The organism is Saccharopolyspora elongata (assembly GCF_004348985.1).
Taxonomy (GTDB): domain Bacteria; phylum Actinomycetota; class Actinomycetes; order Mycobacteriales; family Pseudonocardiaceae; genus Saccharopolyspora; species Saccharopolyspora elongata.
Genome location: NZ_SMKW01000137.1, coordinates 1 through 14,950, shown reverse-complemented (window position 1 = coordinate 14,950; position 14,950 = coordinate 1). Strand labels below are relative to the sequence as shown.

At 70.9% G+C, this 14,950-nt stretch carries 9 protein-coding genes and 2 pseudogenes; 5 read left to right on the top strand and 6 right to left on the bottom strand.

Features of this window, described 5'->3' with window-relative positions; translation table 11 throughout:
- Together E1288_RS44090 and E1288_RS44085 are read left to right on the top strand one after the other, a co-directional pair.
- Nucleotides 1-277: pseudogene (locus E1288_RS44090) on the top strand (IS256 family transposase); the annotation flags it as partial.
- Nucleotides 278-471: 194 nt separating this feature from the next.
- Nucleotides 472-1,386 (top strand): LLM class flavin-dependent oxidoreductase, encoded by a 915-nt coding sequence (locus tag E1288_RS44085; protein WP_132495011.1) that lies wholly within the window; start codon nt 472-474, stop codon nt 1,384-1,386.
- Between the two features lie 30 nt (nt 1,387-1,416).
- Here the strand turns inward: E1288_RS44085 and E1288_RS44080 are convergent, their stop codons facing one another.
- On the bottom strand, nt 1,417-2,784 hold the full coding sequence (locus E1288_RS44080) for an erythromycin esterase family protein (protein ID WP_207954898.1): 1,368 nt from the start codon (nt 2,782-2,784) through the stop codon (nt 1,417-1,419).
- Nucleotides 2,785-2,906: 122 nt separating this feature from the next.
- Nucleotides 2,907-3,551: a DUF5701 family protein gene (locus E1288_RS44075; RefSeq protein WP_132495009.1), complete on the bottom strand. Its 645-nt coding sequence runs from the start codon at nt 3,549-3,551 to the stop codon at nt 2,907-2,909.
- A 538-nt stretch (nt 3,552-4,089) separates the two neighbouring features.
- Here E1288_RS44075 and E1288_RS44070 point away from each other — a divergent pair.
- Nucleotides 4,090-4,737: a TetR/AcrR family transcriptional regulator gene (locus tag E1288_RS44070; RefSeq protein ID WP_132495007.1), complete on the top strand. Its 648-nt coding sequence runs from the start codon at nt 4,090-4,092 to the stop codon at nt 4,735-4,737.
- Here E1288_RS44070 and E1288_RS44065 read toward each other — a convergent pair.
- Together E1288_RS44065 and E1288_RS44060 are read right to left on the bottom strand one after the other, a co-directional pair.
- On the bottom strand, nt 4,722-7,943 hold the full coding sequence (locus tag E1288_RS44065; protein WP_235884240.1) for a tetratricopeptide repeat protein: 3,222 nt from the start codon (nt 7,941-7,943) through the stop codon (nt 4,722-4,724). The two genes, E1288_RS44070 and E1288_RS44065, sit on opposite strands and share 16 nt — an antisense overlap.
- Before the next feature lie 483 nt (nt 7,944-8,426).
- Nucleotides 8,427-9,299, bottom strand: a complete 873-nt coding sequence (locus tag E1288_RS44060) for an SseB family protein (protein WP_132495003.1) — start codon at nt 9,297-9,299, stop codon at nt 8,427-8,429.
- A gap of 107 nt (nt 9,300-9,406) precedes the next feature.
- Here E1288_RS44060 and E1288_RS44055 point away from each other — a divergent pair, with 107 nt between their 5' ends.
- Nucleotides 9,407-11,077 carry a right-handed parallel beta-helix repeat-containing protein gene (locus E1288_RS44055; protein WP_132495001.1) on the top strand — a complete coding sequence of 557 codons (1,671 nt, stop codon included), beginning with the start codon at nt 9,407-9,409 and terminating at the stop codon, nt 11,075-11,077.
- A gap of 77 nt (nt 11,078-11,154) precedes the next feature.
- On the opposite strand, the gene E1288_RS44050 is transcribed toward E1288_RS44055, so the two are convergent.
- Nucleotides 11,155-11,868 (bottom strand): hypothetical protein, encoded by a 714-nt coding sequence (locus tag E1288_RS44050; RefSeq protein ID WP_132494999.1) that lies wholly within the window; start codon nt 11,866-11,868, stop codon nt 11,155-11,157.
- A complete protein-coding gene (locus E1288_RS44045; protein ID WP_207954897.1) occupies nt 11,858-14,674 on the bottom strand; it encodes a hypothetical protein in 2,817 nt (938 codons plus the stop codon). The genes E1288_RS44050 and E1288_RS44045 overlap by 11 nt, the downstream gene beginning before the upstream one ends.
- Here E1288_RS44045 and E1288_RS48395 point away from each other — a divergent pair.
- Nucleotides 14,655-14,950 (top strand): annotated as a pseudogene (locus E1288_RS48395) (hypothetical protein); the annotation flags it as partial. The gene E1288_RS44045 and the pseudogene E1288_RS48395 sit on opposite strands and share 20 nt — an antisense overlap.

The window sequence follows — 14,950 nt, the reverse complement described above, 5'->3', positions numbered from 1 at the left end:
CTACGACTATCCCGCCCAGTACTGGGTGCATCTGCGCACCACCAACCCCATCGAATCCACGTTCGCGACCGTGCGGCACCGCAGCAAAGTCACCAAAGGCCCCGGCTCACGGGCGGCCGGACTAGCGGTGGCGTTCAAACTCATCGAGTCAGCCCAGACCCGCTGGCGCGCGGTCAACGCGCCCCAACTCGTTGCCCTCGTACGCGCGGGAGCACGCTTCGAGGGCGGCAAACTCGTCGAACGCCCCGACGACCACGCCCCACCCACCGCCGCCTAAACAATCTTGACCCACAGATCTTGACTATTTCTCCACCTCCGGCCCGGTCAGGGCGTACGTCGCCCCACTGTGGCCATCGTCGACGAGTTCGACATAACTAGAGGTCAACACCGCATCCGGCGGCTTGACCTCTACCGTGCTGGAGGTTCGATGCTTGGGACCAGCACTGATCCCGTGACCCTCGGGGGCGAACAATGCCGGTGGAAGTCGGAATCTTCTTGCCCAGCGCGGTGGAGGCAGAGATCCGGGAGGCGGCCTACCACGCCGTGGACGCCGAGCTGGACGCCATCTGGAGCGGCGATCACCTCGCCAACGGAGTTCCGTCGCTCGACGGAATGCTCGCGCTGGCCACGGCGGCTGCCGTGACCGAGTGCATCGACATCGGTTTCGCCGTCTACCTGCCCGCGCTGCGCCCGCACGTGTGCGCCGCCAAACAGATCGCGACGCTGCAACACCTCACCGGCGGCGACCGCCTGCACCTCGGCATCGGCGTCGGCGACCATGACAGCGGCTACGCCGCCGTGGGCCTCGACGCCGCTACGCGCGGCCGACGCACCGACGAGTTCCTGCAGCTCCTGCCGTCGCTGCTCGCCGGCGAGCCGACGGCGCTGCCGCACGGCGCGACCGCCCAGCTCGCCCCGGCTGCCGCCGTGCCGCCGCTGTGGATCGGCGGCTCCGCGCCCGCCGCGCTCCGCCGCGCGGCTCGCTTCGGCGACGGCTGGTTCGCCGAGCTGCACACGCCCGAGGAGATCCGGACGAACGCCGAGCGGCTGCGCGAGCTCGCCGAGCAGCACGGTCGCCAGGCGCCACACCTGGCGATCGCGATCCAAGGCAGCCTGGTCCAGCGTCCCGATGACCGCGTGCACGACCGCTGCGCCGAGAACCTGGCGAAATCCTTCGGCATTCCGGTCGACGAGGCCCGCGGCTACGTCGTCGCCGGGACTCCGGAGCAGGTCGCCGAGCAGCTCGCGGCGTACGAGGAGGCGGGCGTGGAGAAGATCGCGCTCGCCGTCGACGGCGACTGGCACGACTCCTGCGATCTGCTGGGCCAAGTCCGGCAGATCCTCACCCCGGGCGGGCGCCCGAAGTGCTCCCGATCGTCGAAGTGACGCTTCGCCGGTGCTCCCGGTGCCCTCCGCCTAGGGGGTCGTTTCGGAATGGTCTGCGGGCACGTGTGAGAAGTGGCCACCTGGGGCCGGGGCGCCGGTGTCAGACCCACCGCCAGGTCCGGCCCTCACCCGAGGACATTGGTGGCGACGGTGGAGGTTCCGGTGTTGAGGACGGCGTCGAAGGCGTCGAGGACCGGGATGTGCAGGTAGCCGCTTTGCAGCCGGGTGCGGTCGGGGTTGCGTGGCGCCAGGGGTCCGCGGGCCGGCCTCGCGGAGGCCGGCAAGGCTGAAGCCGAGGCCGGCGTCCGCGAAGGCGGCTTCGATGCTGCCCGGCTCGGGCTGCTCGAGCGTCGTGTTCTCGACGGTGAACCCGAACGGCGCCGCCTCGTCGGGCCGCATGTCCGCGGCGTGCCCGGCGGTGCTGGTCAGGCCGAGGGCGAAGTAGTCCTCACCCAAGGCGTTGTGCAGGTGCTGCCCCATCGGCAGCGCCGTGAGGTGTCCGCCGAAGGAGATCGGGGACTTCAGGATGTGGGCGTTGTGGGCCGCCAGCACGACCCGGGATTCAGGTCCGAGCTGCTCCAGGTGCCACCGGAGCGACGCGGCCATGGACTGCTCCCGGGCCGAGGTGTCGGCGGTCAGGCCGCGTCCGGCGAAGAGGTCCGCCATCGCGCGGAACGAGTAGTCCGCGTGGCATGCGACTTCGAGGCGTCGCATCGCGATGTCGTACTGCCGCTGGCCGCCGCGGGAGACGTAGATCGGTTCGACGGAGCGGAAGCGGATCAGCAGGCGCGACACGAGTGCGCTGAGGGCGTCCTGTTCAGCGGCGGCCACGCGCGTCCACCTCGGTGCGGCTGCGGACGCGGAGGGGCCGGCGAACGACTCAGCGATCCGCATGGCCTCCTGGATCGCGGGGAGGACTTCGGGGTCGATCTCGCGCAGGTAGTCGGCGACCGGAGCCAGGGCGGGCAGCAGGGAGCCGCCCGCCGCGGGGGTGTCGACCCCGGCGAAGCGCACCGGCCGGGCGGCGGTGCGGTTGTACCGGCGCATCCAGCGCAGGGGTTCGCCGACCCCCAAGGGAATGGTCGACGCGAGGTGGGCCGACAGGTCCTCGTCCGCGCCCTCCCCCTGCGCCCAGGCGTCCAGCGCATGGCCTTCGCTGAAGCCGAATTCGAAGGCCAGGACGGTGAATCCGCAGCGTTCGACGAGGAAGCGCAGGGTGCGCTGGCGCATGGCGGAGAACTCGTCGATGAAGTGGGAGTTCTCGCCGACCGCGACGACCCGGGCCGTGCCGATCAGATCGCGCAGCGGCTCCAGGTCGTCCAGCGGCGCCTCGGGGTCGAGGTGGGTGAGCGGGGTGGCGTGGTCGCGAAGCCAGGCGGCGAAGGGGGAAGCAGGCATGGGGCGGCTCGATTCTCGGTGCGGGGTGGTGAAGGTCGCCGGCAGGGAATGGTTCACCGGCGGCTGTTCCGCCAGTTCGGCGACCTGGGGGCACGTAGCAGGATCCACGCAGGCGCCGGGGGTTAGATCTTGCGGCCCGCAGTGGAGGCGAAGCCCAGCCAGGTGTGGCGGTTGGCCCACCAGCACCAGCCGACCTTCGGGGCGTTGCGCCGCTCTCGGCCGTCCCGCCCCGTGCCGTTGCTGATCCACAGGGCCGGCGTGCGGGAGTCGAAGGCGCCGTTCTCCTTGCGCAGCCGGGAACCGATGGTCATGAAGCAGTGGTTGCGCTCAAGAGCAGCCGGCTGCTGGAGCACCCAGTGGATGCCTTCGGTGAGCAGCAGCGGGGTACGTCCCTCCTCACCGAGGGCGGGCAGGGCCTCCTCCGGGCTCCAGTTGGCCATGCCGTCACCGCGGTCGAGGCCGGTGACGAGGTACAGCGGAGCGTCCGGCAGGTCGACGCCGCAGGGCTCGAAGCGGTCGACGTCGGGCATGTCGGTGACGATGAAGCCGGGCTTGCCGCCGTGGCGGAGCAGGGGCGCGATGGCGGAGGCGGGAGCCCGGTCCGGGTGGACGGCGAGCAGGGCGCCGCTGCTTTCGTCGCCGAGGTTCTCGGCGAAGGCACGCACATCGTCGGCGGAGATTCCCGCGAGCTCGTGGACCCCTAGCTCGATCAGGCGCTCCGCCTGTGCGGCGAGAGGAGGCAGAGCGGCGGGGGAACCGACTGTCAAGGCACTCCTCGGTTCGACGTTCGGGGCGATGAAGCTGAGCGTGGTGGCTGGCAGAGCGGTGCTCCTCTGAGGTCCCGCAAGTTCCATTGAAATCGAACCTTCAATTTCAATGGAACTTGCGGATCATCGGCGTGTCGCACCCGACACGCCGATGACTGTGGACAACTCACCGCAATTTCAATGGAAATCGGAGCCCTGATTTCCGTCGACGTTGAGCGGGGCGGTACCGGCGGTGATCGGCAAGACCTTCCTTCAAGACTGAAGCCGGAGCTCGACTGCTGCGCGGCGGGACCGTCAGCGAGCGCCGCGTCCCTGAGCACCCCGCCGCGCACTGAACGCCTGCTGCTGGAAGCGCGCGTTGCGGGCCTGACGCCACGTGCCGCGGTCGGCTCGCGAGAACGAGCCGGACGCCTGGGATTTGACGTGGTCGGTCTTTCGCATCCAGAACTTCCCTTCAGTTATTTTACGTCGGTGGTAACATTATAACGAGCCCATCATGGGGCGTCAACGTATTTTTACCACGGAGGTAAGTTTTCTCATGGAAGCCGGATCGGACACCGCTCAGCTGGGCCTTCGGGAAGCCAAGAAGCAGGAGACGCGACAGCTGATCTCCGACCACGCGACGCGTCTCTTCATCGAGCGGGGCTTCGAGGAGACGACCATCGCGGAGATCGCCGCGGCCGCCCGCGTCGCGAAGAAGACCGTGACCAACTACTTCGCGCGCAAGGAAGACCTGGTCCTGGACCACCAGGACGAGTTCGTCGCCGCCCTCGCTCGAACCGTCGCCGCCCGCAGCCCCGGCGAGTCCGCGCTGGCGTCGCTCCGCCGCGCCTTCGAAGCCACCGTCGCGGCGCAGGATCCGGTCGCGGGGTTCGCCGGCCCGGACTTCACCCGCATGATCGCAGGCAGCCCCACCCTGTCGGCCTGCCTGCGCGGCCTGCACGACCAGCGCGAACAGGCGTTGGCCGAGGCCCTCGCCGACGCCGTCGGCGGGCAGCGGTCCGACATCACCATCCGCACGGCCGCCGGGCTGCTGGGTTCCGTGCACCGCATCCTGTTCCAGCGGATCCAGGAGCTCACGCTGGCCGGGAACACCAACGACGAGATCGCGGGGGCAGTCGCGGGGGAAGCCGCCCGCGCCTTCGACCTGCTCGAACCCGCCCTCGGCGACTACGCGGTGGCCTGAGGCGAGCCGGTTCGGGCGCTTGCGAGGGGCGACTCGGGCACGCGATCGCGGCCGTTGGTCGCGGCCGTCTCCTCGTCCGCTCGGCGCCAGGCGGCCTTCGCCTGGTCTTCGCGGCCCGCGCGGTGGTGCAGCTCTCCCAGCTCTCGCAGGGCCAGGGCTTGCTGGTAGCGCTCTCCTCGGTCGGTGGCCAGGCTCAGGCCCTGGTCGATCAGCACGCCCGCCCTCGCGAAGTCGCCGACGTCCCGGTGCGCCGCCCCCAGGTCGACCAGCACCTCGCTCTCCGCCGCCGGGCCCCCGACCTTCGCCACTATCTGGCGCGCCGCCTGGAGGTTCGCCGTCGCTTCCGAGTACCGCCCGAGCTCCCGGTATGCCTTGCCCAGGCGGTGGTTCGCGTAGGCGACCTTCGGCGTCAGGCCGTGGTCCGCGGCCAGCTCCAGCGCTCGGTGCAGGTATTCCAGCGCCGCTTCGTGGTCGCCCAGCCGGCGGTGCGTGTCGCCGATGTCCGCGAGCGCGCTGGACTCCCCGTCGATGTTGCCCGCCTGCCTGGACAGTTCGAGCCCGGTTTGCAGGCTCGCCAACGCCTCGTGGAGCAAACCCTTTGCCGCCAGGGAATTTCCGAGGTTGCTGCGCAACACTCCCTCGCGGTACGGGTCGCGCCCGGCGCACAGCGACGCGCCTTCCCGGAGGTGCTGCAGCGCCTCGTCGAACTCGCCCAACCGGAAGCACACGACCCCGAGCGACTCCAGGGTGCTCGTCTCCTGCGCACGGTCTCCCGTCCGCCGGTGGAACTCCAGCGCCCGGTACAGGTGTTCGCGCGCTTCCGCCCCGCGACCCAGCTCCAGGTACGTCGCCGCCAGATCCGCCCTGGTCATCGCCTCGCCGGCGGCGTCCTGCGCGGCGATCGCCGCGGCCAGCGCGGCCTCGTGGGTGCGCACCCAGTCGTGGTCGTGCCCATAGCCGTAGAGGTACAGGTACTCGCGCAGCGACCGGGTGAGCTGCCAGGCGTGCGTCGGCCAGCCCCGCGCCGCGGCCAACCGCACCGCCGCGATCAGGCAGGCGCGCTCGGCGTCGAGCCAGTTCCTGGCCTCCTCCCGGGTGCTCAGGGCCGGGCGGTGCTCGGGTTCGCTGCCCACCAGCGGCACCTCGGGCTGGTGCGGTTGCAGCAGGCGCGTCGCGCAGGCCGTGCTGTGCAGGTAGAAGTCCAGCACCCGGGTGATCGCCGCGGAGCGCTCCGCCTCGGGTTCCTCTTCCCGCACCAGGCCCCGGCCGTATTCGGCGAGCAGGTCGTGCAGGCGGTAGCGGTGCCTGGTGACCACGTTGGCCAGGTGCTCGTCCACCAGGCGGTCCAGCAGGATGCGGGCCTCGGTCGCGGTGATCCCGGCCAGCGCGGCCGCCGCGTCGGCGGTGAACTCGTCGCCCGGGTGCAGGCCGAGCAGCCGGAACAGCCGGCGCTCGTCGTGCTCCAACGCCTGGTAGGAGAGGTCGAACACCGTCCGGAGCCGGCGGTTGCCCGCGACCAGCTCGTGCAGCCGGTCGTCGCTCTCCTCCAGGCGCGCCGCCAGGTCCGACACCGTCCACATGCGACGCGACTGCAGCCGTCGCGCGGCCAGCGCCACCGCGAGCGGCAGCCGACCGCACAGCTCCACCAGGCTGCGCGCCGCCGCCGGATCCACCTCGACCCGGGTGCGGCCGACCGCCTTGGCCAGCATGCCTTCGGCCTCCTCGGGCGTGAAGACGTCGAGCGGCATCGTCCGCGCCCCGTCCAGCGCGAGCGTGCAACGGCTGGTCACCAGCACCACGTTCTCCGGGCCGGACGGCAGCAGCGGCGTCACCTGGTCCTCGCTGGACGCGTTGTCCAGCAGCACCAACGCCTTCTTGTCGTAGAGCCGGTCGCGGAACAGCATCATCCGTTCGTCCACCCGGGACGGGATGTGGTCGTCGGGCACGCCGAGCAGCCGCAGGAAGGACGCCAGCACCGCGGCCGGATCGGCGGGCGGCTGGTCGGCGTGGCCGCGCAGGTCCACGTACAGCTGGCAGTCGCTGAACCGGCCGGTCGCCAGCAGCCGGTGCGCGGCGTGCACCGCGAGCCGCGTCTTGCCGACGCCGCCCATGCCTTCGATCAGCACGATCTTCACCGCCGAGCCAGCGGTCTGCGGCAGTTCCTCGTGCAGCGCACGGAGTTCGGCTTCCCGACCGGTGAACTCGCCGATGTCCGGCGGGAGTTGGCGGTGTGCGCTGACCGGCGTGAACTCCGGGCGCGACACCTCCTGCCGCAGCACCCGCTGGTACGCCGCGCTTAGCTCGGGGCCTGGATCGGCGCCGAGTTCGCCCGCCAGCCTGCGGCGCAGCGCGTCGAAGACGTTGAGCGCGGCGGCCTGCTGGCCGCTGCCGGCGAGGGCGATCATCAGCGCGGCGTGCACCGCTTCGTGCAGCGGATCCGCATCGGCGACCCGCTGCAGGTGCGGGAGGACTTCCTGGTGGTGCCCCAGCTCCGCGGCGACGGCGGCGTATTCCACCAGCACGGCGTGGTATTCCCTGGTCAGGGCGGTGATCAGCGGATGCGCCTGCAGGCTGCCGAGCCCTTCCAGCGGTTCACCGCGCCACAACGCCACAGCATCGGCGAACAGCCCGCGGGCCTCGGTGGCTTCCCGGGCCTGGCGCGCCCCGGCGACCAGCCGCCGGAACACCATCAGGTCGTGCTGGCCCTCCGAGACCGAGAGCTGGTACCCGCCGCGGTCGGCCACCAGCACCGGCGTCTCGTCCGAATCGGCCTGCAACCGGCGCCGCAGCCGGGAAACCCGGGACTGCAGCAGATCCGCCGACCCGGACGTGGATCGCTCGCCCCACACCGCCTCGATCAGCGAATCCCTCGCCACCGGCGCGTTCGGCGACAGCGCGAGCAGGCCGAGTAGCACCCGCTGGGTCTCCGATCCGGGATCCGCCGACTCGCCGTTGACCGCGACCTTCAGCGGCCCCAGCACCTCCACCCGCAGGCCGCTGCCGCCCTCGCCGCCCGCTTCGCGGATCAGCTCTTCGAGCTCGATCCGGGACAGCGCAAGGACTTCGGCCAATCGACGCAGCGTCGATACCCGCGGCCGAACCACCCTGCCCTGCTCCACGTCGCGCAGTCCCGCCGCACTCAGCCCGGCCTGCTCGGCGACCTGGAGCTGCGTAAGACCAGCTCGCTTGCGGAATCCGCGAACCAAGCCCCCCAACTTGCTCCCGGTCGCGCCCACAAGACCACCTCAATCGAAGTTCGTTCGAGCCGTTGGTGATTTAGCAGCGGACCGCGGAAGCCGGCGACGGCACGCTTTCGCGTGTCCGCACAACAGTTCCGACGCAGCGGAACCACTTTTGGTTCCACCGAACCGTTTCCGGCCTCGCCGCAGCGCAACGTTCTCGTGAGTGGCAATGGTCGTTCCAGCGACCATTGAGCGTATTTCATCCTGGTCGGCCCGCAGCCCCGGGTCGCAAAGCCGCACGTCGATGGGCTGTCGCATGCGCCGCAGGCGCATAACCCACCTACGACACCTGCACCGCCGCGGGTTCTCAGAGGCTTCCTGGCGAGGACGGCCCTGACGCCGTGTATTGGACATACATAAGTCAGGGCACCCACAGACCAGGGAGCCTCTGAGGTTCCGCCACCCGCACCGCCACGCAAAACGAGGTTGGAAAAACCTCATTGCCACTCACGACGTGGAGTCGCCTTCGGACAGTGCCGCACCGACCGCCGCGACGATTTCGCCGACGCCGTCGCCGCCGATGATGAGCTCGGTGCCGCTGCCCGGGTTCAGGCACAGGACGTGCTGCCGTTGCGGCCAATTTGCGGCGAGGACGAGAAATGGCAATTGTGTGAAGTGCTCGACCTTCGCCGCGGCGCGGGAGAGCATCTCCGCCGACGTGAACACCGCGATCGCCGAACCCACCAGCAACCACGGGAAGTTCGTGTCGTCGACGTCGTCGGTCAGCGGACGCGACAGCGGCAGCACGACGTCGGCGTCGACCAGCGCCGCCAGGTAGGCGTCGAGGTCCCGCAGTTCGACGGCCGCGGCCAGCGCTTCTTCCAGCTCGTTCGCCGGCGGGACGACGCCGGGTTCCGCGCCGTCGCCGAGCTCTACCAGGCAGTCGCGCCGGATCTGCGCCTGCACCACCGCTTCCGCATCCTCCGCGGGCACCAGGAATTCCTCTCCCGCCGCCATTCGGGCCAGCGATTCCGGAGACATGGTTGCGCCGATCGGCAGATCGAAGTTGAGCGCGAAGCAGTAGTCCGCGTGCGGCCAGTTCTGCGCCAGCGCCGCGGCGTCGACTTCCCGGTGGCCCGACGAGAACGATCCGAGCACGTGGGACAGCGCTTCCGGCGAGGTGAATACGAAGACGTGCGCCCGCTCCAACGGGATCAGGTCGTCCAGCTCCTGCCGCAGTTCGGTGCCCTGCTCGGGCAGCACCGGCAGGTACAGCGGCGCGGACAGCACGACTTCCGCGAACCGCTTGCTGTCCCCCGCTTCCAGCGCCGCGACCAACTCGTGCTCCACGTCGTTGGCCGGTTGCCATTGCGCGTCCAACCGAAACCGCCCTTCCGGTAGGTCGTTCCACGAACAGTAGTACTTCCGAAGAGCCGTTCTGGGGTACTTTGTCCCCCAACGGTTCCCGGCGAGATTTGCTCGGAGTTATGGCACGCACCCTCTTGGTCTCCCCCGAACAGCGCGGTGCGCTCCCGACGATTCGCGACGCCCTGGAGGCCGCCGCCGACGGCGCGGTCATCTCCATCGCGCCCGGCGAGTACGAAGAACCGGTGCATATCCGCCGGAAGCGCGTGACGATCTCCGCCCGCGAGCCCGGCACCGTCACGATCCGCTCGCCGTTCCGCGACCAGCCGACCGTTTCGGTCGTCGACGGCACGGTGGAGCTCAGCGGGCTCGCCGTGTTCGGCGACGTGCAGCCCGCGATCCGGATCGCCGGTGGCAGCGCGCAGATCTTCGACTGCACCGCCATCGCCGGGTACGCCGCCGCGATCAGCATCGGCGACGGCGCCGACGTGACGTTGCGCGGCAATCGGATCAGCGACTCGCAGTGCGGGCTGATCGTCGAAAACGCCGACGGCGTGGTGGAAAGCTGCGAGATCCAGGACATCGTCGACGATGCCGTGATCGTGCGGCTCGGGGCGCGCGCCGCGCTGCGGCACTGCACCGTGCGCGGAGCCGGTTTCCGCGGCGTCTACATGTACCAGGCGAGCGGCTCCAGCATCGAGCGCTGCGACATCTCGCAGACCGGCGAGGCCGGGATCGCGGTGGCCGACCAGACCTCGCCGAACATCGTCGAATGCTGGGTGCACGACACCCAGGGCGTGGGCATCTCGGTCGGGCGCGGCTGCGGCGGCGTGATCGAGGACTGCCGGGTGGAGAACACCGCGCCGCCCGGCGTGCTGATCGACGAAGGCGCGCGCACCGAGGTCCGGCGCGGCGCCGAGTCGAAGCCGCCGGTGGGCGCCACCGCGACCAGCGGCAACAAGCAGGACCAGGAGAAGATCGACGAGCTGCTCGCCGAACTCGACGGCATGATCGGCCTCACCGGCGTGAAGTCCGAGGTGCGGGCGCTGATCGACGAGATCCAGGTGAACGAGTGGCGGCGCAACGAGGGCCTGTCGGTCAACGCGGTCAGCAACCACCTCGTGTTCACCGGCGCGCCCGGCACCGGCAAGACCACTGTGGCGCGGACCTACGGGAACCTGTTGAAGGCGCTGGGAATCCTGCCCCACGGACGGTTCAAGGAGGTCTCCCGCCGCGATCTCGTCGGGCAGTACATCGGGCACACCGCGGAGAAGGCCGCGTCGGCGTTCGACGACGCGCGCGGCGGCGTGCTGTTCATCGACGAGGCCTACACCCTGTCCCGGCCCAGCGGCGGCGGCGCCGACTTCGGCCAGGAGGCGATCGACACGCTGGTCAAGCTGATGGAGGACCACCGCGACGAGGTCGCCGTGATCGTCGCCGGCTACACCTCGGAGATGGGCGAGTTCCTGGCCGCCAACCCCGGCCTGGCGTCCCGGTTCGCCAAGACCCTGGAGTTCGAGAACTACACGCCGGAGCAGCTGGTCTCGATCAGCGGGCACCTCGCGCGCGGCGACGACTACCTGCTCGGCGACGACCTGGACCTGGCGCTGCTGGAGTGGTTCACGCAGGTCGACCGGGACGCGAACTTCGGCAACGCGCGCGAGGCGCGGAAGCTGCTGGAACGGATGCGCAAGTCGCAGTCGACGCGGCTGCGCAACCTCGGCCGCCGCCCCTCCCGGGACGAGCTGCGCACGCTGAGCCTCGACGACCTCCTGGACGCCATCCGCGAGTGACCCCGCCGCAATTTCCATTGAAATTGAACCTTCGATTTCAATGGAAATTGCGGACCTGCCCGACCCCGGCACGGCGGTTACCCGGTTTCCCGGTGCAGCAGCGTGGCGGCGGCCTGGGCCGCCCGGTGGTAGGGCGGCAGGTCTTCGCCGGTCCAGAACACCTCCACCTGGGGGTGCTCCTCGCCCATCGCCGCCAGCTCGTTGTGGGCCACGAGCACGAGGTCCCAGGCCTCGACGTGCGGGGCCACCTCGACGAGGTAGACCCGGCGGGCGGGCTGGTCCGGGGCGAGTCGCCAGGTGCGGCGGATCGACAGGACTCCGTCCTCTTCGGACAGTGCGTCGACCACGAGGTCGTCGGCGAGGTCCGTCAGATCTTCCGCCAGGTCGGCCAGCTCGGCGGGCGCGCCGCCCGTCAGGTCCAGGTCGGACGGGATGCGGTCGCCCGCTGACGCCAGCAGCTCCGGGCGCACCGGGGCGAAGCGGTGCTCCGTCGCGGGCGTCCCGGCGGCGATCCGCACCTGCTCCGCCGCGGCCGGTTCATCGGGAATTCCCAGCGCCACCAACGCGTTCCGGAGCAGCTCGACGTCGGCTTCGGGCATCGACAGCCCCAGGTCCACCGCCGAACCGAGCACCGTGTCCGGCAGGTAGGCCAGGTCGCCGCTGCCCAGCATCCGGCGGGCGTGCGTCGTCACCTCGTCGGGGAACCGCCCGGCCAGCCGCAGCAGCACCCGGTGCAGGCCCGCGTAGATCCGCCGGCCCTCGTCGTCCAGTTCGGCCCACTCACCGGTCACGTCGGTCCTCCTCGGCGTTCTGCGGGGCACCCGCGCCCGCGCGGCCTGGGCGAACCGGAGGGGGAGGCGCGCCTCGGCGGTCCTCCCTGACCACGATCACCTCGAAGTCGCGCGGGACCGCGTTCAGGATGCCACGCTCGTACATGGCCTCCGCCGCCTCGATCGCCTCCCTGCGAACCGCCTCGGCCAGCTCCGGATCCGACACCTGCCGGGTGCCGGAACGAGGCGGGAACACCGCCTCCCGGTCGCCCGCGAAGGCCGAGAAGACCGAGAGATCGCGGGCCTGCTCCCCGGTGAGCCGGTAGACGGCGAGGACCTTGCGCCCGCTCGCCGGGTTCTCCGCCATGAACCGAACGGCCACCGCCAGGTCCCGGCTCACGCTCAGGAACTCGCGGGCCGTCCCGGTCGGCAGCAGCCTCGAACCGTAGATCGGCGAGTACACCGGGGTCAGCCAGTCCCCGCGGTACGCCTGCACCGGCGATTCGGCGGACCCGACGGCCGGGAGCTGCAGCATCGCGTCGTGCACCATGTCGGCGTGCCAGCGCATCTCCTCGAACAGCCGCGGCACCACCTCGTCGAGCCCGTCGCGGATCTGCCGCCAGGCGGCGCGTTGCGCCCGGCGGGCTTCCCGCACGTCGCCTTCGGCCCGGCGAGCGGCGTCGCCGCGGCCCGCCGCCCGGTGTTCCCGGATCCGCTGCTTCGCGTCTTCGCCCCGGTGCGCGGCGTCCACCCAGTCGCGGGCCGCCGCGGTCAGCGGCGAGTCGCGGCTCAGATGGCCCTCGCCGACATGCACGATCCGGCGCAGGGCCAGCGGCAACGGCAACGGTTTCCGCGCCGCGGCGAGGTTCTCCAGGTAGTTCGACACCAGGCCGTCGATCTTCCTCGCCATCCCGGCCCGCACCGCGGATTCCGACGCCCCGCCCGTCCACAGCTGGGTCCGGGTCACGTTGTTGATCAGGTAGTGGGCGTGGCGGGTGTAGACGGTCAGCGCCATCACGTGCGGCTTCGACAGCCGCTCGCCCAGCGTCCGCACCGCGGCCGGGTCGTCCGGGTCGATCCCGCCCTCGCTCAGCCATTCGGCGAGGTCCGCGTCGAGCACCTCACCGGTTTCGAGCTGCGGCCACAGCCGGTCGGCGATCTCCCGCACCATGTCGTTGCTGGGCGGCTGGGTCTCGGTGAAGCCGCCGGGATCCAGGGCGTGCTGCAGGTACCGGGCCTCGTGCGGGAACAGGCCGTCCGGCAGCACCTCGGTGCGCAGCGCGTGCAGGTCCATCCCGGGCAGGTTCCGGTAGAAGTCCACCGCGCTGAACCGGTCGCCGAAGTCCATCCGCACCACGCCCGCGATCTGCGCGCCGCGGACGATCTCGAACAGCGAGTGGTCCTGCCCCGGCAGCATCCAGCCCATGAGCGCGCCGAGGAACCGCTCGGCGTGCTCCGATCCCAGCCCCAGCACCCGGACCGCCAGCAGCATCCGGGTGGTGGTCGCCGAAATCCCGTCGACCACCGGGAAACCGTCCGCGGCGATCCGCTTGGCCCAGCTGCCGGCGGCGGTCTGGTGCGCGACCGAGCCCTCCCGCCAGGGCAGCGGGGTGTCCGGTTCGAGCGGCCGCCCGGCGATCGATTCGAGGTATTCCCGTTCGAACCGGCCGAGCGGCGCGTTCAGCTCCGCGTAGTGCGCCGGGGTCGTGCTGAGCGCTTCCTGCTCTTCGGGCGTGCGGTCCTGCCTGCCGCGCTGGCTCTGGATCACCTCGGCGAGGTCGCGCGCCCCGTGTTCGGACATCAGCACGGCGTTGCCGGTCCCGAACGGGTCGCGGGCGAAGCGGAAACCGCCGTCGAACACCTTCTCCAGCCTGCTCATGACCGGGCGGTTGACGCTGCCGTCCAGCTGCCGCCGCATGTCCCGGAGCAGGTCCATGTCCAGCCCCGATGCGGCGGCCTCCACCCAGTGGTCGCCGTCGAAGATGCCGAGGATCGTCTTGCCCAGGATGAGCGGATGATCGCGCTGGTAGTAGGCGGCGTTGTAGAAGGCCGTCGTCAGCTCGCGCACGTTCCCCTCGGCGAGCAGGTCGTCCAGGGCGACCCGGGTGCCGACCTGCCCGGCGGAGGCCGGGTCGTCGTCGCGGAAGAAGGCTCCCTCGACTCGCCGCGCGAACGCGTCCTCGCTCTCGTCCGGCGTGCGCGGGGTGAGCGCCTTGAGCACGTCGCGCAGCCTGCTCACCGCCTCCCGGGCGGCGTCCAGGGTTCGCTGGTCGTTGAAGTAGTGAGCGCCCAGGGCCTGCTCGAATTGGGCCGCTTCCCGCATCCACCTGGGGTCGTGGAAGAACCTCTCGAACTCGAACGGAACCCTGGTGTTGTTCACTTCGGACGGTCGCTCGGGAGTCGACATTGCGGCGTTGAGCTGCCGCAGCGCCATGCCCGCCATCAGGTCGAGCTGCGCACGGCTGTCCGGCATGCGCCGCAACGGGACCGAGACCGCCGACTCGGGTGACCTCGCCGCCACCAGCTTCCCGTTCTCGACCCGGAGCACGACCTGCCGCCCGCCGGCGAGGTCCGCGGCCCACGCGTCCGGGGAGTCCGGGTGCCGTTCGACGCCCAGCCTGCCCATCAGCTCCGCCACCGCTTCCGCGAGGCGCCGCTCGGCGGCGGCCAACCGGTCGGCCGGCGTCTTCGGTGCCGGTGGGTGCGCGTGGGCGGCCGGGTCGTCGGGGTCGGTGTGGTAGGCGAACGCGCCGTGCAGGGGGCCGGGCCGGTCGCCGGGTGTTCGCGGCACCGTCGACTTCCAGGACATGACCCCGTCGGCGTCCACTGTGAACTCCGCGTTCGGTCCCGGCCGACCGGTGCTCGGCGGAGCCATCGGCCTCGGTGGAGCCGGAGGCCCCGGCTCGGACGCGGGCTTCGGTGCGGACGCGGGTTGTTTCGGGGTGAAGGGTTTCGGCGCGAACGCAGGCTTCGGCGGCACCGCTGGTTTCGGCGGGGCCATGGGTTTCGGCGGGGCCACCGGCCTTGGCGGGATCGCAGGCTTCGGCGGGAACGCAGGCTTGGGTGGGGTCGCAGGTGTGGGTCTGGCTCTTGTACACATCGG